This is a genomic window from Staphylococcus aureus, from assembly GCF_001027105.1.
In the GTDB taxonomy this organism is placed as follows: Bacteria; Bacillota; Bacilli; order Staphylococcales; family Staphylococcaceae; genus Staphylococcus; species Staphylococcus aureus.
The window spans coordinates 430,401-449,631 of sequence record NZ_CP011526.1 but is presented as its reverse complement, the minus strand read 5'-3'; the positions used below and the strand labels follow the sequence as shown (position 1 = coordinate 449,631).

Sequence of the window (19,231 nt, the reverse complement as noted above, 5' to 3'; positions counted from 1 at the left end):
TTAACAATACCTCACCACGCTCTCACCATTATAAAGTGTAGATGCATGGCCAACTCCTAAATTGAAAAATGCATATCTATAAATAGCAAACTTGTCCACACAAGCCATCCATCATATTTCACAAAACAAAAAAGACATTTAGCTATGTATATTGCACAAGCCAAATGCCCTTCCAATCTCAATGCCTTATCATTTCTATTATCAAAAATTACGAGCCATTCAAAGACAAATAAAAAAGGTAAATACTCAAAATTTGAGCACTTACCTTCATTATATATAGAATTTAATATAAATATTGATGGCGGAGGAAGAGGGATTCGAACCCCCGCGAGCCGTTAAGCCCCTGTCGGTTTTCAAGACCGATCCCTTCAGCCGGACTTGGGTATTCCTCCTAAACACAATATTTATCATATATGAACGTTCTGTAAAAGTCAATATTGTTTTTAAGCATTACATGATTACCACAAATCATTGTCTTCCACTACAGTTGACCTATAAACGAATGTAAAAAATCACTACTTATAATTAATCTATTTGTTGTCTTACAAACCTTTGTTTTTAGGTTACAAAGATGGCATGTGACGTTGATAGATACTAGATTTTTTCAAACTCGATTCAGCATGTCACAACGTCAACGTAACCACCATTTCCATACAAAGATTATACACAAACTTTACTAGCTAAATACTGATCTACTGCTTTCGCTACGCCTCTACCTTCTTTAATTGCCCATACAACTAAACTTTGACCACGTCTAGCATCTCCAGCAGCAAATACCTTTTCATTATTAGTTTGATAGTTTGTATCATCCGCCACGATTCGATTTCTATCCGTTTTAATGTTAAAAGCATTCGGTACTGTTGGTTCTGTACCTTCGAAGCCGATTGATAATAATACAAGGTCAGCAGGCCAAAATCTTTCAGGTCCTTCTTTCATGACCATACCATTTTCGCCTTGCTCTAAAATTTGAGTATACAAACCACGTATGTGTCCTTTATCGTCAACATCGTAACGCATTGTTTGAACACCATATGCACGTGGTTCCTTACCAAACTTAGCTTCGTACTCTTGGTGCGCATAGTCCATTTTAAACACCGGCATTGCTAAAGGCCATGATGCATTTTCTGTAAATGTAATTGCTTCTGGCAATTTCGTATATTTATTAAATTGAACAATCGATTTACAATTTTCTCTTAATGCTGTCGCTACACAGTCTGCCCCTGTATCACCAGCACCAATGATAATGACATTCTTATCTTTTGCAGTTATTGTTATATCATCAATTTCTCCATTTAACAACTGCGTTTGTTCAGTTAAATAATCCATAGCGAAATGTATACCATCACCCATGCGTCCTTCTAAAGGTAAATCTCTACCTTTTTGTGCACCAGTACATAATATAATGGCATCATACTCAGATTCTAACGTTGCTTTATCAATATCAACGCCGACTTCAACACCATTAATGAAAGTAATGCCCGCTTCTTCCATTAACTTAATACGACGTCGAACCACATCTTTATCAAGTTTCATATTCGGAATACCATACATTAATAAACCGCCTGATTCTCTAGCACGTTCATAAATAGTTACTTGATATCCTAGTAGATTAAGTTCTTCAGCAGCAGCTAATCCTGCTGGACCGCTTCCAACGATTGCCACTTTTTCATCTCTACGGCGACTCGGAACTTTCGGCGCTACCCAACCATTTTCAAAAGCTTCATCAATAATTGTGCGTTCAATACCTTTAATCGCAATCGATTCTCTATTAATCTTCATCACACAAGCACTTTCGCATGGTGCAGGACATACACGCCCTGTAAAGTCAGGAAAGTTATTTGTTTCGCTTAAGCGTTCATAAGCAGTTTTAAAATCTTGATGATACACTAAGTCGTTCCATTCAGGAATGTAGTTTCCAATTGGACAACCTATTGTTTCCCTACCATACTGTTGTCCGGTTTGACAAAACGGCGTTCCACAATCCATACATCGTGCACCTTGGATAGAGGCATCTTCTTTAGTAAATCGTTGTTGATATGCTTTATGATGCTTCAAACGGTCTACCAGTGATAATTCACCTAAGTACTGTTTGTCATACTTCATAAATCCTTTAAATTCACCCATCGTATCTCCCCCTTTCCTTAATACACAACGGCTGGTTTATGTTTAGCATCGATTGTTTTACTGTCATCGTAAAATGCAGCTAACATCGCTTCATCTTCATTGTCATGTAATGATTTGTGCAAATGAATTTTTTGCATCATTAATTGATAATCTTTAGGAATAACTTTAACGACGACATCTTCAATGCGATCAAAATGTTTTAACACATGAATCGCTCTCGTACTATTCGTGTGTGACACATGTTCTTCCAGCATTTGCTTAATGAATGCTTTTTCTTCTTGGTGTTTAATCTTTGTAAACGAAAGCGTATCTAGTTGATTATTTTCAACAAAAGCTTCTACATCAGACGGGATAACGTAAGCAATACCACCACTCATACCTTGACCGAAGTTCTTACCTACATCACCTAAATTAATGACATGTCCACCAGTCATATACTCTAATCCATGGTCGCCGATACCTTCAACGACAACATCTACACCACTATTTCTAATACAGAATCTTTCTCCTGCACTACCGTTAATAAATGCCTTACCACTTGTCGCACCATAGAATGAGACGTTACCAGCAATAATTTCATTTTGTCGTTCTTCAAAAGGTGCTTTGACAATGACCGTACCACCAGATAATCCTTTACCAACATAGTCATTCGCATCTCCAGTATGATGAATCATTAAGCCTTTCGGTGCATATGCTGCAAGACTTTGACCAGCATGACCATTCGTATAAACATTAATTGTATTTTCAGGAAGTCCTGCTTCTCCATATTGTTTCGAAATCTCACTACCTGTAATAACCCCTACATCACGTTGTTCATTATTTACTGTAAAGCTACCTGTATAGCGACGCCCTTCAGCAATATATGGCTTCGTTACTTCATATAAATTTGTTAAATCAAATCCATGCTCAAGATTATGATTTTGTTGAATTTCTTTTGTGTTTGGCCCATCGAAAGGACATAACAGTTTTTCAACATCAATACTAGCCGCTTTGCTATTCGCTTTTAATGTTGATGATCGTTGTAATAAATCAGTTCTTCCAACTAAGTCTTCTACACGTTTCAAACCTAAAGATGCTAAAATTTCTCTTAATTCTTGTGCAATAAAATGCATAAAATTAACAACATGATGTGCTTTACCTCTATATAAAGCACGTAAATCTTTGTTTTGAGTTGCAACTCCTACTGGACATGTATCTTTATGGCATACACGCATCATAATACAGCCCAACACCACTAATGGTGCAGTTGCAAATCCAAATTCTTCCGCTCCAAGCGCACATGCGTACGCTACATCTTTACCAGTTAATAACTTACCGTCTGTTTCTAACTTAACACGACTTCTTAAGTCATTTAGTTTTAATGTTTGATGTGTTTCTGCTAAACCAATCTCCCAAGGAACACCGGCATGCTGAATACTCGTTTTGGGTGAAGCCCCTGTACCACCATCGTAACCACTGATGACAATTTTATCTGCAAATGCTTTTGCCACCCCAGATGCAATGGTACCAACACCTGTTTTCGAAACTAATTTTACCGCGATATCTGCATCTTTATTCGCATTTTTCAAATCATGTATCAGTTGCGCTAAATCTTCTATTGAATAAATATCATGATGTGGCGGTGGTGAAATCAGACCGATACCTGGCGTTGACCCTCTTGTCTTCGCAATCCACGGATATACCTTAGTACCAGGTAATTGACCACCTTCACCAGGCTTTGCACCTTGCGCAACTTTAATTTGAATTTCTTTGGCATGTTGTAAATAATCACTAGTTACACCAAAACGCCCAGAAGCAACTTGTTTAATCGCACTTACTTTGTTGCTTCCATCAACTTGTACTTCATAACGTTTTGCATCTTCGCCACCTTCACCACTATTACTCTTTCCACCTAATTGGTTCATGGCTTGTGCTAACGTTTCATGTGCTTCCGCTGAAATCGATCCATAACTCATCGCCCCTGTATTAAAGCGTTTGACAATGTCACTTACCGGTTCAACTTGGTCGATGTCAATCGGTGTACATGCTTTAAATTCAAGTAAATGTCTAATGTGATCTGTTCTATTTTTGTTCACCGCTTCAGAGTATGCTTTAAATTGCGCATAGTCATTTTCTTTACATGCGTGCTGCAATAAGAAAATAGATTCCGGATTAAAAGCATGATGTTGACCTTGTTGTCTCCATTGGAATGTACTACCTGATGCAAGATAATTATCATCACTTTGTTGACGTGCTTTATTTTCAGCATCAATTTGATCAATCGAAATACCAGATAACTTAGACTGTGTCCCAGTAAAATAACGATCAATCACATCATGAGACAAGCCAATCGCTTCAAATATTTGTGCCCCTTGATAACTTTGCACTGTCGAAATTCCCATCTTAGCCATTACTTTAATGACACCTTCTGACAATACATCCGTATATGTCTTAACATTATCGACAACGGTGCCTTGTAACCCTTCTGTCAATGTCAGTTGTTCAACTGTACGTTGCGCTAGGTATGGCACAATTGCATTCGCGCCATATGCGAGTAAACAAGCAACATGATGCACTTCTCGTGTCTCACCAGATTTAGCGACTAAACTTGTAGACATACGTAAATCTGCTTTAATAAGTAATTGATGCACATGACTTATTGCGAGTAACATCGGCATTGCAAAGCCATTGCTATCAACTAATCCACTATCATCTAACACTAGAATTTGAGCGCCTTGCTTTACAGCATTCACTGCTTCTCGGCCTAATGCTTCTAACGCATCTTCCAAATCCCCTTCATATACCGTTGATAAATAAGTTAATTTAAAATGTTCCTGATCAATCGCTGCTAAGTGTGATTCATTCAATACCGGCCTTTTCAATTGAATACGATCTAAAACCGTTTCGTCAGGTGCTAGTAAGTTACCTTCGCCACCTAAATAAGAAAGTTCACTCGTTACGATTTTTTCACGATACGCATCAATTGGTGGATTCGTAACTTGTGCAAACAGCTGTTTAAAGTAATTAAATAGTGATTCTGGTCGCTCGTTCAACACTGCAATTGGCGCATCATATCCCATTGCACCGATAGGATCCTTCTTACCTTCTACAAGTTCCTGAATATACTTATGAATCTCTTCTTTCGTGTATGCAAACTGACGTTGTAATTTAAATAACGTCTCATCTTTCCATTGCGAATCTTGATATTGTATATTTTCAAAATCAAAGTCAACTTTATGGTTATCAATCCACGCTTTATATGGTAATTCTCCAGCAATCGCACCTTTTAAATCATTATTTTCAATGACTTTATTCTGTTTAAAATCAACAAGCAATAACTTTCCAGGATTCAATTGACCTTTAAAAGCAACATTACTTTCAGGTACGTCCACAACACCCACTTCAGATGAAAAGACAATAAAGTTATCTTTAGTAATCGTATAACGACCTGGACGTAATCCATTTCTATCTGTAAGCGCGCCAAGTTTGTCACCGTTACAGAACGAAATCATTGTAGGACCATCCCACGGTTCCATTAAATAACTATAAAATTCATAAAACGCACGTACATTTGCATCATTCGCTTCATTATATAACCAAGGTTCAGGTATGAGTAACATCGCTGCCTTTTCTGGCTCCATGGCTAACGATAAGAACTCTAGCGCATTATCTACAATGGCAGAGTCACTACCATCCTCATCGACAATTTGAAACACTTTATGTTGATCCTCGCCAAATAATGTTTCGATTAATTTATGTTGGCGTGCTCGCATCCAGTTTACATTACCTTTAATCGTGTTAATCTCACCATTATGCATTAACATACGGTTAGGATGTGCCCTTTTCCAACTCGGGAATGTATTCGTACTAAATCTCGAATGCACTAACCCTAGCTTTGATTGATATAAATCATCCGATAAATCTGTATATAGTTTTTTAATTTGGTCTGATCGTAACCAACCTTTATATACAATTGTTTTGCGTGATAAGCTCGTAAAATACAATTCTAAATCGCACTGAGTCGAATAGAACTCTAATTGTTTTCTCGCTAAAAACAAACGCTTTTCAACATCTTCAATGTCCCTAATATCAATAAACACTTGTTGAATGACTGGCATCGTATCTGCTACATGTTTAGCAATGGCATCTTTATTAACTGGTACATTACGATAACCAAGAATTGATAACCCTTCGCCTTCAAAATATTTTTTAAAAACTACTTCATGTTCAGAACCTAAAATGCGTTCTTTGGAAAAAAATAACCCCACGGCATATTCACCTTCACCTGGGATATCAAAGTCCGTTACATGTTGTTTGAAAAATGCAAAAGGTATTTCAGTCATAATACCTGCGCCATCACCAGTGATGCCATCTGCGCCGACCCCGCCCCTGTGATCTAAGCGTCGCAACATTTCAAGCGATTTATCAATGATGTCGTGAGACCTTTTATTATCCATATTCGCATAAAAACCAATACCACACGCATCATGTTCCTCACGATAGTCATATAAGCCTTTAATTAATTTCTCATTGTGCATGATGCACACCCCTTTTTTAGAATATTCTGATATTAGTTATTAATGATAATTACTATAATCTAAAAAATTTATCTGTTCAATATATAAAATAGAAGATATTCATCTAAAAAATAGAACATTTATCAATAATATTGCTATAATAGTTACAAAACACTCATTTTTGGAGGTGCCTATATCGCTATGGAAATTAAACAATTAAGATATTTTATCGAGGTCGCTAAAAGAGAACATATCTCCGAAACAGCACTTGAACTAAACATTGCTCAATCAGCGATAAGCCGTCAAATTACATTATTAGAACAAGAACTTAATGTGTCTTTATTTAAAAAGCAAGGACGCAATATTACGCTCACATCTGAAGGGAAATTATTATTTAATGAAGCTCTGCGTATTATTGAACATTTAGATAGCACGATTGAACAATTTCAAAGCCATGGATTAACTAAAAATAAAAGTATCTACATTGGCTATGATGAGAGTGACGTATCCCACATGTTACTACCACTTATCCAAACGTTTCATTTACAAAATGATACACATGTCATACCGAGCTTATTAGAACATGACACAATTATAAATAGCGTATTAAATGGGAATATAGACATTGGTTTCACGGAACTTACACCAGAAATACGTAAACACAAACAATTACATATGCTACCTTTATTCGAAGAGCACTATCATTTATATGCGCCTTCAGACGATCCAATTACGATGGCGACACACCCACCATTAATTCAGTTTGAGCATAGTCATATTTATTGCTTGGCACCATTTGCCGAAACTGTAAAAAAACAATTGCGCAAGATTACTAAATCAGATGTATACACAATCAGTAGCCAACCACTTGCGCAGTATCTCCTTCGTCAAAAAGAAGGTTACATCATTTCATCACAAAATATACATTTACCAGAATCTAAATCATGGATAGATATAAAATTAGATCATACTGAATTAAAAAGAACGATATGTGCTATTACAAAGGAGCCTTATACAAAGAGTGATATTGGCATATTATTAACACTTATTCAGCAATTAATGACTAAAACGTCTACATTCCATTAAGTAATTCGATGCTATCAATGATGATTTTCGTTTTACACTTAGCAGTAATATCTTTGAAAATAAAAAATTAAGGGCGTATAATCACCATATTAATTCATTCATAGAATTGGGGTTTTGTTTTTGAAATATAGAAATTTATTTACAAAGCCATTTAATATAATTTTAGGTTTGTTCTGCATCGCATTCATTGGTGCTATTTTATTTACATTCAATAATGAGAACTTTTACAACAAACCAATTGGTCAAATTATAGATGTCAAACATGTTTCTTCGACACCTACAAAAGATGCACAAAATAATCGTGATATTAAATATAAAAATCAATTAAAAGTCAAAATATTAAATGGTCAATTTGCTGGAGAAACGACGACGATTAATCATCAGTACGTCAAATCGCAAGCAGATTCTGAGGCATTTCGCACACACGAAAAAGTATTATTACATATTTCTAACAAGCCGAGTGATGCTTATATTATAGAAAAGAAGCGTGATACCTTAACGGTTATCATCACTGGTTTGTTCTTATTAACTGTATTATTGGTTGGTCGCAAAGTCGGACTGCAATCGATTTTATCGTTAATCTTGAATTCTATTGCCATATTAATCGCAATTTACATTCATATTCAACATAGCAATATTAATTTATTCTTACTCATGACCATTGCCATGATCTGTTCAACAATACTCACTTTATTGCTCGTTACAGGCTGGCATATGCGTACACTCATTACCATAGCCAGTACAATTATCGGAACTTTTTTGAGTATAGGTTTAACAGAATTAATCATATATATGACAGATGGTAAAGGCATTAAATATGAAACGATGAACTTTTTATCATTACCACCGAAAGATATCTTCCTAGCCTCAGTGTTAATAGGTTCACTTGGCGCTATTATGGATGTTGCAATTACAATTGCTAGTGGTATGCATGAAATTTTACAGCGTACGCCACACATTTCAATGAGGAGATGGGCGCTTGCTGGGCGAAACATCGGCCAAGATATTATGGGAACAATGACTAACATCTTATTATTCTCATATTTATCCGGTGCACTACCTATGTTTTTAATCTTTTTAAAAAATGCCAATACAGTGACTTATACTATTTCGATGAATTGGTCGTTAGAAATTGCGCGCGCACTAACAGGTGGTATAGGTATCGTACTTACAATTCCTATCACAATATTGTTTATGGAAATATTTGAAACATTAAGGAGGGCGAAACAATGAATGCTGTATTTATATTGGCGTTATTGCTCCTCTTTCTGATGATAATTTTCGGAGGTAAAAAGGGATTCATCTCTTATTTAACCCTATTTTTAAATTTCGCTATTTTAATTATTAGTATTGTATTGATTATTTTTGGCGTACCGATTTATGTCGTCACATTCTTTTTCTGCATTATTATTGGCGCTTGTAATTTATTCGTACTCAATAGTTACAATGTTAAAACACAAGCTGCATTTATCAGCACTATCGTTACAACAATATTGTTGATTACACTCATTTATTTATCGGTCTACTTCGGTCATCTACAAGGCTTTTCAACCGAACAACAAGATGAAACATATGTGTATTCAATGAATATTGGCATTGATATGGTTCAATTTATGGTGTTCACTATTATTCTTGCTGTTATTGCAGCTGTGATAGATTTAACAATTACCATTAGTTCACCCATTTATGAATTGCATCAAGTGAATCCAACGCTTACGCAATACGAATTATTCCAATCTGGCATGCGTGTTGGTAGAGAAATTTTAGCGACATCTGCGAACACGATTTACCTTGCCTTTTTTGGTGGCCAACTTGCTTTATTTATTTGGTTTTTCAAACTTAAATATTCATTTGGTCATATTATAAACTCGAAAATATTTGCCCAAGAATTTATTTCTATTATTTTAGGCGGTATTGCCGTTGCAATCAGTATTCCGATTACGGCTTGGATTACGGCATTTTTAATAAAAAGACCATCTCGACAGCGCAAAAATGATGAGTCTATCAATTAATCGCAACTAGCAATATAACTTAAGTTAAGCGACCTGTGGATATATGTCAATTGTTCACTAGGTCGCTTTTTACTATAGTAAATTGTCCGATGATCTATAACAAAAAGCACCTTTATTCATCATTAATTGTTGTGGTCGACGATGAGTAAAGATGCTTTTAAATTTAATTTATTTTATAGTTAACGCCATAATATGAACAGGTCTTCCGACGAACATACTATCTCCCATATATTGATATCCTTGTTGGCGATAAAGTGCCATGGCATGTGGATTGTCAGTATTAACCGTTAACACAATCTCATTAATATCCTGAAATGTTGAAGTGATAAATGACGCCAATTTTTCCATTACCACTTTACCTATTCCTCTATTACGATAACGTTGATCAACACTAAATGACCTGAAAAATACTGCATCTTGGTTATCGCTAAATGGTGCGACCCCTTTTCCACGATGTAATGTAAAAAAGGCCACACATTGCCTGCCATCCATTACAACGATGGGATACCTTTCATTATCAGACATTGCAGCTGTAATATTTTCCTCTGGCGTTTTAACAAACTTCAAATCACTTTCACTTAATTGAAAAGCTTCTAACATCGAATAATCTTGTGGGACATAATGTCGTAACATGATGGTGTCATTATTTGTCATGTTTACCACCATAAGTTTCAATCCAAACTTTGACAGCAGGCGCAATCAACGCATCATTATCTTTATCAATCCAGCGTATATCCGTAATTTCATTATTGATAGTTACGTTTTCCCAATCGATTTTGGTTAATGCGCGAAATCCATTTAACTCAGTTAACATATCCTGTTGTGGATATGCAGGACCTACAATTGTCCCGACATATTCAATTTCATCCATTGTTAATGTTAAATTTAATTCTTCTTTTACTTCTCTTAACAGCGCGTGTACTTGTGATTCCCCTTCTTCTATTTTACCACCCGGGAAATAATACTTTTCGCGATTCCTTACTTGAACAAGCAATATTTTATCAGCTGTTTCTTCAACTAAACAGACACATTTAATCATCTTTGACACCCCAACTTTGTGAAATCAATTTTTCAAATTATACTGTACAATTATGTTATCATATATGAGTAGTTATAGCGCAAAACGTTAGCAATTCAGCGCACCCAACTTTTCATATAAACAGAAGATACTAGGGGGAATTATTATTATGGCAAAACGTTCCAAATCACAACGTTTATCAAGTTTACTAAATGTCGCAGGTTTCATAGTCGACGGCTACAATGGCTATAAATATCATGCTAAAAATAAAAAATTAGTATATCTTTCATTAGGTTTAAGCACTGTAGGAACCGTGTTAGACTTTTACATTTCAATTAAGTCACCACGTAAGTTCAAAAAAGCAGTGGCAGTTGTTACTTTAATAACAAACGGTGCTAGATTATTTACAAGCATTCGCAAAGTAAAACATGAATACTAATTCAGAAAAGGATTGGTCGAACATAGAACATGAAGTTCATTCGACCAATCCTTTTTCATATACAAAAATTCCTATTACAACAATCACGACTTTGATAGCCCCGCCATAAAATTTAGGATTCAATCCAACTTTTCAGCTTGTGAAATGTAATAGGAATTCATTATATATTTATATACGTAAGACTTTAGTGAATATATCTATAATTATTTACTTGGTAAGCTGGTACCGTTCTGTAAGTTAAAATACCTGGTGCAGCTGAATAGTTCATTTCTGAAACTAAAATACTACCATCGTTATTTACACGTTCTACAAACATAACATGACCATAGTAACCTACATCTGTTTGAGCGATAGAACCTACAGTAGGTCTATTGTCGATAGTGTAACCATCTGCTGCCGCTGCGTTATCCCAGTTATTAGCATTCCACCAATAAGTACTAATACCTTTACCAATTTCAGCACGACGATTAAATACATGATATGTACATTGACCCCATGTATATAAGTTTTGGTGACTGAATACTGGTGTATTGTAACCTCTATTTGTCGTTGTTGCAGATCCTGAGTTCGTAGATGCATTACCAGTTACTTTCAATTTTTGACCCGGATATATAAAGAAATTATTTAAGCCATTTAAGCTCATAATTTTTTGATAAGTTGTACCATATTTTGATGCAATTAATGACAATGAGTCACCTGCTTGTACTGTATAGTATGATCCGCCACCTGAGTTCGTTGATGGACGGCTACTATTGCTCGCAGCGTTACTTGAGCTAGCAGTACCTGATACTTTTAATTTTTGACCTGGATAAATAAAGAAATTATTTAAACCATTAAGTCGCATAATGTTTTGGTAAGTTGTACCATATTTTGATGCGATTAATGATAATGAGTCGCCTGCTTGTACTGTGTAGTATGATCCGCCACCTGAGTTCGTTGATGGACGGCTACTATTACTCGTAGAATTACTTGAGCCAGATACTTTTAGTACTTGGTTTGGGAAAATTAGATTAGATGTTAAATTGTTTAATGACTTTAATTTAGCAATCGAAATCCCATACTTATTTGAAATTGCCCACACTGATTCACCCGGTTTTACTGTGTGAGTTGTAGCCGCATTTGCTTGAGTTGCCGCAACAGCGCTAATCGCGCTTGTCCCAATAATAGCTGCAATTACTTTTTTTTGCACTTTAAAATCCTCCTCTTGCTTAACTTTCCTAACATTCTTTTATCCGAATTTATGAATACTACATCATTATACGATTTTATTATGTATAATAGGTTGATGTTTGATGACATTATGATTACAAAAAAATCATATACTGTATCATCAAATTTTATAATTACCCCTTAAAATTATTACAACTTATTAGATTTTACAATATCTAAATTATTACAATTTCATAATATTTCACTATAAAATGATTACAATCCCTTTCTCTATTGGAAATAATTTTATTCTCCAACAATAACGCCCTACAAACATAAGCATGAACTTTGCTTGTAGGACGCAATATAATTTATTTTGCTAATGACGTTTCTATTGCCTTAATCTCATCTTTAGATAAATTAACAGGTTTCTCTCCATCTTTGACATCTTCCTGCAACGCTTTTTGAGCTTCTTTTGAATGATACAATTCTACGATTTTAGCATATGTTTTGTTATCCAAGTCTTTGTCATTAACTGCAACAATATTAATATATGGCTTTACTGCATCTGAATTTGATTTTTCTAAAAATATCGGATCATTTTTAGGATCTTTACCCGCTTTAGTTGCTACACCGTTATTAATAACTGCAATATCGACATCAGATAAAGCACGTGCAGTTTGTTGTGCATCTACTGCAGTAATTTTTAAATGTTTTGGATTTGACGTTATATCTTTCACCGTGCCTGCTAATCCGAAATCTTTTTTCAGTTTTATTAAACCAGCTGCTTCTAATAGTTTAAGTGCACGTGCTTGGTTTGACACATCATTTGGAATGACAACTTTAGCACCATCTTTAACCTTTTTGACATCTTTAATTTTATCTGAGTAAATGCCCAACGGTGCTAAAACTGTTGTACTTAATGCTGAAATCTTTGTTCCTTTATGCGCCTTTTTATATTGATCTAAAAATGCAAAATGTTGGAATGCATTCATATCAATATCACCATCATTTAATGCTTTATTCGGTAAATTGTAATCTGAGAAGTGCTTAATCTCCACATCAATATCATCTTTTTTAGCTAATTCTTTAACCTTCTCCCAAGCCTTAGTGTCATTTGATGCGACACCAATTGTTACTTTTTTATCATTGTTACCACCACACGCTGCTAATAATACAAGTGCTACGATAACTAACCCAATCAATCTTTTCATTCTATCAATTCCTTTCAAAATCTTCACTATATATCATTAATGTCTACGTATGAATCTAGCTAGAACATTCCCTAGCGTTTGAATCACTTGGACAATAATGACTAATACAATAACGGTAATAATAATGACCGTCGTATCAAATCTTTGATAACCATACACTAAAGCTAAGTCTCCTATACCACCACCGCCAACAGCTCCTGCCATCGCCGTACTTCCAATAAGTCCAATAATCGCAGTGGTAATTGCTAATACTAACGAACCTAAAGCTTCAGGAATTAAAAAATATCTAATGATTTGTAGTGGTGAAGCGCCCATCGCTTTCGCCGCTTCAATAATCCCCTCGTCTACTTCCAATAATGAGTTTTCAACAAGTCTTGCAATGTAAGGTGCCACATATACTGTTAAAGGCACGATGGCAGCAGTCGTACCAATTGAAGTACCTACTACTAATTTTGTGAATGGCACAATCGCAATTAACAAAATAATAAATGGTAGTGACCTTAAAATATTGATTAAAGGATTTAAAACTTGATGTATCACTATATTGGGCCATATGCCTTGTTTTCGAGTAATTACCAATAAGACACCTAATGGAATACCAATCACTGCTCCTAAAAATAAAGCAATAGATACCATATATAGCGTTTCGTACAATGCTTGTAATAACTGTGCACTGTCTAAATCAGAACCAAACATATGTTAATGCACCTCCTCAAATTGAATATTTTTCTCTTTGAAATATTGATTTATTGCCGTGTCTTCAAATTGTTGATCCATATTAAATCGAAGCCACATATAACATACGGTGTTACCTTGTATTTCTGACATAGATGAAAATAAAATTTTAACCTCTCTGCCACAAATTTGAATCAAGTCATTTATAATCGGTTGTGTCACCTGAGTTTCCTCGACGAAGATTTTATAATCTTTAAAATCGCCAACTTGTTCGTCATTCAATCGACGAATCAATGATGTACTTGGCTCAGTCTGTATAACTGTAGACACAAAATTTTGAGCAATCGTCGTTTTAGGATGACTAAACACCTCTTTAACAGTTCCTGTTTCAACCACTTTCCCCTTTTCCATTACAGCAACACGATTACAAATGTCTTTAATAACGCGCATTTCATGTGTAATCATCATAATTGTAATGCCAAAGGTTTGATTGACATTCTTTAATAACGTCAATATCGAAGCAGTCGTTGCTGGATCCAATGCGCTTGTTGCTTCATCGCATAGGAGTATTTTCGGATTAGTAACAAGCGCTCTTGCAATAGCCACCCTTTGCTTCTGCCCACCAGATAATTCATCAGGAAATTGGTCTTTTTTATCACTCAATCCTACAAATTCAAGCATTTCCGTTACTCGTTGCTTAATTTCTGTTTTGCTTTTCTTACTTAAAATGAGTGGCATTGCTACATTTTTAAATACGGTAGCTGAATTTAATAAATTGAAATGCTGAAATATCATACCGATATCTTTCTTAATATCCCTCATCATTTTATCGCTATAATTCGTAATATCATGTCCATCTACAATCACTTGTCCATTCGAGGCAGCTTCAAGATGATTCACGAGTCTTACCAACGTACTTTTTCCTGCACCACTATATCCAATCACACCAAAAATATCATTGCGATTGACCGTAAATGATACGTCCTTCAAAGCATCTATTTTTTGCTTCTTTTTATTAAAGGTCTTACTTACCTGTCGAAACTCAATCATCATCGCCCCTCCTACAAATTCTTATTAATCCACTAGGAATAAGAGCATTATATGTAAAATTGCATATATCGTCAATACAATTTGCCGAATTTTCTAAAAAATTAAAAAATAAGTAATTCATGTGACAATGACGAATTGTGAGACTACTATGACATTTATCAAATTAAATCCATAAAAATGTCCACCAATCCTCCACAACGCAATTACTAAATATTAACATCGCACAAAAAAGCACTAGCATATTCAAGAACAACAAACGTTGAACTCAAAATATATGCCAGTGCTGCTATTATTTATAAAGTATCTAGTGCTTGTTTTAAATCATCGACTAAATCTTCAGTATCTTCAATACCTACAGAAATTCTTACAAGTCCGTCTGTAATACCTTCTTTAGCTCGAATATCTGCTGGAATGGATGCATGTGTCATCAATGCAGGTACTGAAATTAAACTTTCCACTGCACCTAAACTTTCAGCTAATGTGTAATACGATGTTGCTTTAATCAATTGTTTGGCACTTTCTGTATTTTTCACTTCAAATGCAATCACACCTGTATGGCCATCCGCTTGAGCCATATGGACATCATGATTTAAATGACTTTCAATACTTGGATGGAACACTTGTTGCACAGCTGGATGTGCTTGTAACATTTTAATAATTTCAATAACGCTGCGATTAATTTGTTCCATACGTAAACCTAATGTTTTAATACCCCTCACAAGTAAATAGCTATCTTGAGGTCCTAAAATGCCACCTGTTGAATTTGAAATAAATGCTAAACGTTCTGCAAGCTTGTCATCCGATGTTGCAACTAAACCAGCAACGACATCACTATGTCCACCTAAATATTTCGTTGCAGAATGTAAGACAATATCGATACCTAAATCTAATGGATTCTGATAATAAGGTGTCATAAATGTGTTATCAACAACTGAAATCAAACCGTGTTCTTTCGCAATTTCAGCAGACTTTTTAATGTCAGTAACACGTAATAATGGATTAGAAGGTGTTTCAATAAACAACATCTTTGTTGTTGGGCGTATCGCTTGTACAATTGAATCTGTATGCGTTGTATCTACAAAATCCACTTCAATGCCAAATCGTGTAAATACTTTTGTCAATGCGCGATAAGTACCGCCGTATACATCTGAATTTAAAATAATATGATCTCCTTTGTCCAACAGCATAACAACTGCACTGATTGCTGCAACACCTGAACTAAATGCAAAGCCATGTTTGCCATTTTCTAATGTCGCAATAACGCTTTCTACAGAACTTCTTGTTGGATTCGCAGTACGAGAATATTCATATCCTTGACGTAAATCACCAATATCATCTTGTAAATATGTACTTGTTTGATAAATTGGTGTTGTAACGGCACCTGTATAATCGTCTGTTGTGTGCCCACCATGAATTAATTTAGTTTTCTTGTTCATTATTATTCTCCTCATAATTAAATATTTGCTTAGACATATATCGATCACTACCATCTGGAAATACGACAACAATCGTACCTTCAGATAATTGCGCTTTTAAATTCAATGCACCTTGTAATGCTGCACCTGAAGAACTGCCTACTAACAACCCTTCATTTATAGCCAAACTTTTGACATTTCGAAAGGCATCTTGATCTTTAATCGTAAATATCCCATCTACAAGACGTCTCTCTAAAAATATCGGCCATTTCTCAGAACCGATACCTTCAGTGTCATGTGCATGAGCTGGCCCTCCATTTAACACGGACCCTTCTGGCTCAACGGCATAACATTGCACGTGATGTTGCTTTAAATAACGTGCGGTACCTGTAAATGTACCGCCAGAGCCAATACCAGCCACAAAATAATCAATTTGCTGTAATGCTGAAGTCAATTCGGGTCCCAATGTATGAAAATATGTATCCGGATTATGTTCGGATTCAAATTGATTCATATAAACGGCACCATATTTTTCAGCATAGGAACGTGCAGCTAATTGTGCCCCATGCATACCTTCAGACTGACTCGTCCTTGAAACTTCTGCACCAAGCGCTATCATAATATTAATCTTTTCTTCTGAAAAACCATACGGCGCAAAGATCTTACATTTCAAATGATGTCTATTCGCTGCAATAGCTAACCCTATGCCTGTATTACCAGCAGTCGCTTCAACAATAGTTTGACCTGCACGCACACGCCCTTCTTGAATTGCCTTCTCTACTAAATATTTCCCGAGTCTGTCTTTAACACTGCCTCCAGGATTCCATTGTTCAAGCTTGGCATAAATTTTAACTTTATCATCACTATAATGTTCTAACAGTACTAATGGTGTATTGCCAATTAAATCATAAGTAATCATAGATGCACCCTCATCTGACATGCCGATCAAATGAATGAAACCTTTCTTCATGTCTCAATTTTAATTCTTACTTTTCAGATAAGAATTATAAACGACATTTTGTTATTTTGCAATTATCTAAGTTTCGATTAATTCAGAACCAGTACTAAATTTTCAATTCCAAACAAAAAAACACCTGAGCAACACAAATACTTGTGTGTCAGATGCTTCTATATATTAACTAAATAATTGCACGATAAAGACTAAAATAATAACGACAGGCATCGCATACTTAATTAAGTAATACCAACCACTGAATAATCTAAATCGATCTTTACCAAAATATTGTTGTAATAATTTTTTATCTAATAATTGTCCTACGACAAGCGTAGTACCTAATGCGCCTAATGGCATCAATACATTCGAAACGATGAAATCCATATTATCAAAAATCGTTCCCGCACCGAATCTTACATCTTTTAAGATACCAAAAGATAAGGTTGCTGGAATACTAATGATAAATACTAAAATACTACCGATCACTGCGACTTTTTTACGTTTTGTATTGTCATTCTTCGTGAAGTTAGAAACATTTAATTCTAATAAAGAAATAGATGACGTTAAAGCCGCAAATAAGAACAGCACTAAGAATCCCAAATAGAATAATGTGCCTAGATGCATTTGACTAAAGACCATTGGCAGTACTTTAAATAATAATCCAGGCCCTTCTTGTGGTTCATAGCCAAAACTATGTAAAGCCGGAAATATAGCTAGACCTGCCAATACAGATACAAAGATATTCATAACAACGATAGAAATAGCTGATGACTTAATCGTCATGTCTTTAGAGGCATAACTCGCATAAGTAATCATACCTGTAGTTCCTAATGATAACGTAAAGAATGATTGACCTAGCGCAAACAAGATGCCATCAGCAGTAATCTCTGATACTCTTGGTTGTAAAATAAATTTCACACCTTCTAAGGCGCCATCTAATGTTAAAGACTTAATCACAATGACGATTAAAAAGACAAACAGCAATGGCATCATAACTTTCGATGCCTTTTCTAATCCTTTTTCAACACCTAACATGACAATAATCATCGTAGCGAATATGAATATACCTTGCCCTAGAACGGTTAACCAAGGATTTGATATTACCGCTTCAAAATTCATTTCTTGGAGATGATTGATGCGTTGAAATATAACTAATTGCCATAATACTTGTCCGATGTAAATGACAATCCAACCACCGATAACACTATAGAAGCCAAATAAAATAAACACTGCCAAATTACCGTTCCAGCCAATGATATTGAGCCATTTTTTACCAGTTAATTTACTATATATTTGTGTTGTATATGTCCGTCCCATTTTCCCAACAGTGAATTCCATAATGAGTAATGGCAACCCAACAAAAATGGTGAATATTAAGAACATAGCTAGAAAGGCACCGCCGCCATAAATCCCTGCCATATATGGGAATTTCCACATGGCACCAAGACCGATTGCAGAACCCGCACTAGCTAAAATAAATCCAGTTGATGACTTCCATTGTGATTGTTGTCTTTTCATCATTCACATCTCCTTTAAAGCGTTAAAGCGTCTACGTGTTTAAGTAACACTCTAACATGTATGTAAATAACATGCAATAC

15 protein-coding genes and 1 tRNA gene are annotated in these 19,231 nt (G+C 35.3%); 4 read left to right on the top strand and 12 right to left on the bottom strand.

Features of this window, described 5'->3' with window-relative positions:
* Positions 1-299: 299 nt before the first annotated feature.
* The 3 genes from AA076_RS02125 to gltB all read right to left on the bottom strand — a co-directional run bounded on the left by AA076_RS02125 (position 300) and on the right by gltB (position 6,641).
* Positions 300-392, bottom strand: a tRNA-Ser gene (locus AA076_RS02125).
* Between the two features lie 268 nt (positions 393-660).
* A complete protein-coding gene (locus tag AA076_RS02120; protein WP_000503583.1) occupies positions 661-2,124 on the bottom strand; it encodes a glutamate synthase subunit beta in 1,464 nt (487 codons plus the stop codon).
* 17 nt (positions 2,125-2,141) lie between these two features.
* Complete coding sequence (gltB, locus tag AA076_RS02115; protein ID WP_000551362.1) at positions 2,142-6,641, bottom strand: glutamate synthase large subunit; 4,500 nt, start codon at positions 6,639-6,641, stop codon at positions 2,142-2,144.
* Between the two features lie 180 nt (positions 6,642-6,821).
* Here gltB and gltC point away from each other — a divergent pair, with 180 nt between their 5' ends.
* The 3 genes from gltC to AA076_RS02100 all read left to right on the top strand — a co-directional run bounded on the left by gltC (position 6,822) and on the right by AA076_RS02100 (position 9,718).
* Complete coding sequence (gene gltC, locus AA076_RS02110) at positions 6,822-7,706, top strand: glutamate biosynthesis transcriptional regulator GltC (protein ID WP_000403916.1); 885 nt, start codon at positions 6,822-6,824, stop codon at positions 7,704-7,706.
* A 114-nt stretch (positions 7,707-7,820) separates the two neighbouring features.
* On the top strand, positions 7,821-8,939 hold the full coding sequence (locus tag AA076_RS02105; RefSeq protein WP_001794550.1) for a YibE/F family protein: 1,119 nt from the start codon (positions 7,821-7,823) through the stop codon (positions 8,937-8,939).
* On the top strand, positions 8,936-9,718 hold the full coding sequence (locus AA076_RS02100; RefSeq protein ID WP_000994678.1) for a YibE/F family protein: 783 nt from the start codon (positions 8,936-8,938) through the stop codon (positions 9,716-9,718). The genes AA076_RS02105 and AA076_RS02100 overlap by 4 nt, the downstream gene beginning before the upstream one ends.
* A 168-nt stretch (positions 9,719-9,886) precedes the next feature.
* On the opposite strand, the gene AA076_RS02095 is transcribed toward AA076_RS02100, so the two are convergent.
* Complete coding sequence (locus AA076_RS02095) at positions 9,887-10,372, bottom strand: GNAT family N-acetyltransferase (RefSeq protein ID WP_000183669.1); 486 nt, start codon at positions 10,370-10,372, stop codon at positions 9,887-9,889.
* The gene (locus AA076_RS02090; RefSeq protein ID WP_000588527.1) at positions 10,362-10,757 is read right to left on the bottom strand and encodes an NUDIX hydrolase; all 396 of its coding nucleotides are present in this window, start codon (positions 10,755-10,757) and stop codon (positions 10,362-10,364) included. The genes AA076_RS02095 and AA076_RS02090 overlap by 11 nt, the downstream gene beginning before the upstream one ends.
* Positions 10,758-10,905: 148 nt before the next feature.
* Between AA076_RS02090 and AA076_RS02085 the strand changes: the two genes are divergently transcribed.
* Entirely contained in the window at positions 10,906-11,175 is a 270-nt protein-coding gene (locus AA076_RS02085) for a hypothetical protein (protein WP_001129473.1), read from the top strand.
* A gap of 184 nt (positions 11,176-11,359) precedes the next feature.
* Here AA076_RS02085 and aaa read toward each other — a convergent pair whose 3' ends face one another.
* The 7 genes from aaa to AA076_RS02050 form a co-directional block, all read right to left on the bottom strand.
* Positions 11,360-12,364 (bottom strand): autolysin/adhesin Aaa, encoded by a 1,005-nt coding sequence (aaa, locus tag AA076_RS02080; protein ID WP_001170264.1) that lies wholly within the window; start codon positions 12,362-12,364, stop codon positions 11,360-11,362.
* 331 nt (positions 12,365-12,695) lie between these two features.
* Entirely contained in the window at positions 12,696-13,538 is an 843-nt protein-coding gene (gene gmpC / locus AA076_RS02075; RefSeq protein WP_000825521.1) for a dipeptide ABC transporter glycylmethionine-binding lipoprotein, read from the bottom strand.
* A gap of 36 nt (positions 13,539-13,574) precedes the next feature.
* Positions 13,575-14,234 (bottom strand): methionine ABC transporter permease, encoded by a 660-nt coding sequence (locus AA076_RS02070; RefSeq protein WP_000467994.1) that lies wholly within the window; start codon positions 14,232-14,234, stop codon positions 13,575-13,577.
* A gap of 3 nt (positions 14,235-14,237) precedes the next feature.
* Positions 14,238-15,263 carry a methionine ABC transporter ATP-binding protein gene (locus tag AA076_RS02065; protein ID WP_000569286.1) on the bottom strand — a complete coding sequence of 342 codons (1,026 nt, stop codon included), beginning with the start codon at positions 15,261-15,263 and terminating at the stop codon, positions 14,238-14,240.
* Positions 15,264-15,556: 293 nt separating this feature from the next.
* Entirely contained in the window at positions 15,557-16,699 is a 1,143-nt protein-coding gene (locus tag AA076_RS02060) for a bifunctional cystathionine gamma-lyase/homocysteine desulfhydrase (RefSeq protein WP_001036663.1), read from the bottom strand.
* A complete protein-coding gene (locus tag AA076_RS02055; protein ID WP_000634105.1) occupies positions 16,683-17,597 on the bottom strand; it encodes a PLP-dependent cysteine synthase family protein in 915 nt (304 codons plus the stop codon). Before AA076_RS02055 ends, AA076_RS02060 begins: the two co-directional genes overlap by 17 nt.
* Positions 17,598-17,813: 216 nt before the next feature.
* Entirely contained in the window at positions 17,814-19,151 is a 1,338-nt protein-coding gene (locus AA076_RS02050; RefSeq protein ID WP_000828726.1) for a sodium-dependent transporter, read from the bottom strand.
* Between the last annotated feature and the right edge of the window lie 80 nt (positions 19,152-19,231).

What these genes read in the sequence shown, in the direction of transcription:
- AA076_RS02120 (WP_000503583.1), bottom strand. Translation starts at nt 2,124, where the DNA reads ATGGGTGAATTTAAAGGATTTATGAAGTATGACAAACAGTACTTAGGT.
- gltB (WP_000551362.1), bottom strand. Translation starts at nt 6,641, where the DNA reads ATGCACAATGAGAAATTAATTAAAGGCTTATATGACTATCGTGAGGAA.
- gltC (WP_000403916.1), top strand. Translation starts at nt 6,822, where the DNA reads ATGGAAATTAAACAATTAAGATATTTTATCGAGGTCGCTAAAAGAGAA.
- AA076_RS02100 (WP_000994678.1), top strand. Translation starts at nt 8,936, where the DNA reads ATGAATGCTGTATTTATATTGGCGTTATTGCTCCTCTTTCTGATGATA.
- AA076_RS02095 (WP_000183669.1), bottom strand. Translation starts at nt 10,372, where the DNA reads ATGACAAATAATGACACCATCATGTTACGACATTATGTCCCACAAGAT.
- AA076_RS02090 (WP_000588527.1), bottom strand. Translation starts at nt 10,757, where the DNA reads ATGATTAAATGTGTCTGTTTAGTTGAAGAAACAGCTGATAAAATATTG.
- AA076_RS02085 (WP_001129473.1), top strand. Translation starts at nt 10,906, where the DNA reads ATGGCAAAACGTTCCAAATCACAACGTTTATCAAGTTTACTAAATGTC.
- gmpC (WP_000825521.1), bottom strand. Translation starts at nt 13,538, where the DNA reads ATGAAAAGATTGATTGGGTTAGTTATCGTAGCACTTGTATTATTAGCA.
- AA076_RS02070 (WP_000467994.1), bottom strand. Translation starts at nt 14,234, where the DNA reads ATGTTTGGTTCTGATTTAGACAGTGCACAGTTATTACAAGCATTGTAC.
- AA076_RS02065 (WP_000569286.1), bottom strand. Translation starts at nt 15,263, where the DNA reads ATGATTGAGTTTCGACAGGTAAGTAAGACCTTTAATAAAAAGAAGCAA.
- AA076_RS02060 (WP_001036663.1), bottom strand. Translation starts at nt 16,699, where the DNA reads ATGAACAAGAAAACTAAATTAATTCATGGTGGGCACACAACAGACGAT.
- AA076_RS02055 (WP_000634105.1), bottom strand. Translation starts at nt 17,597, where the DNA reads ATGATTACTTATGATTTAATTGGCAATACACCATTAGTACTGTTAGAA.
- AA076_RS02050 (WP_000828726.1), bottom strand. Translation starts at nt 19,151, where the DNA reads ATGAAAAGACAACAATCACAATGGAAGTCATCAACTGGATTTATTTTA.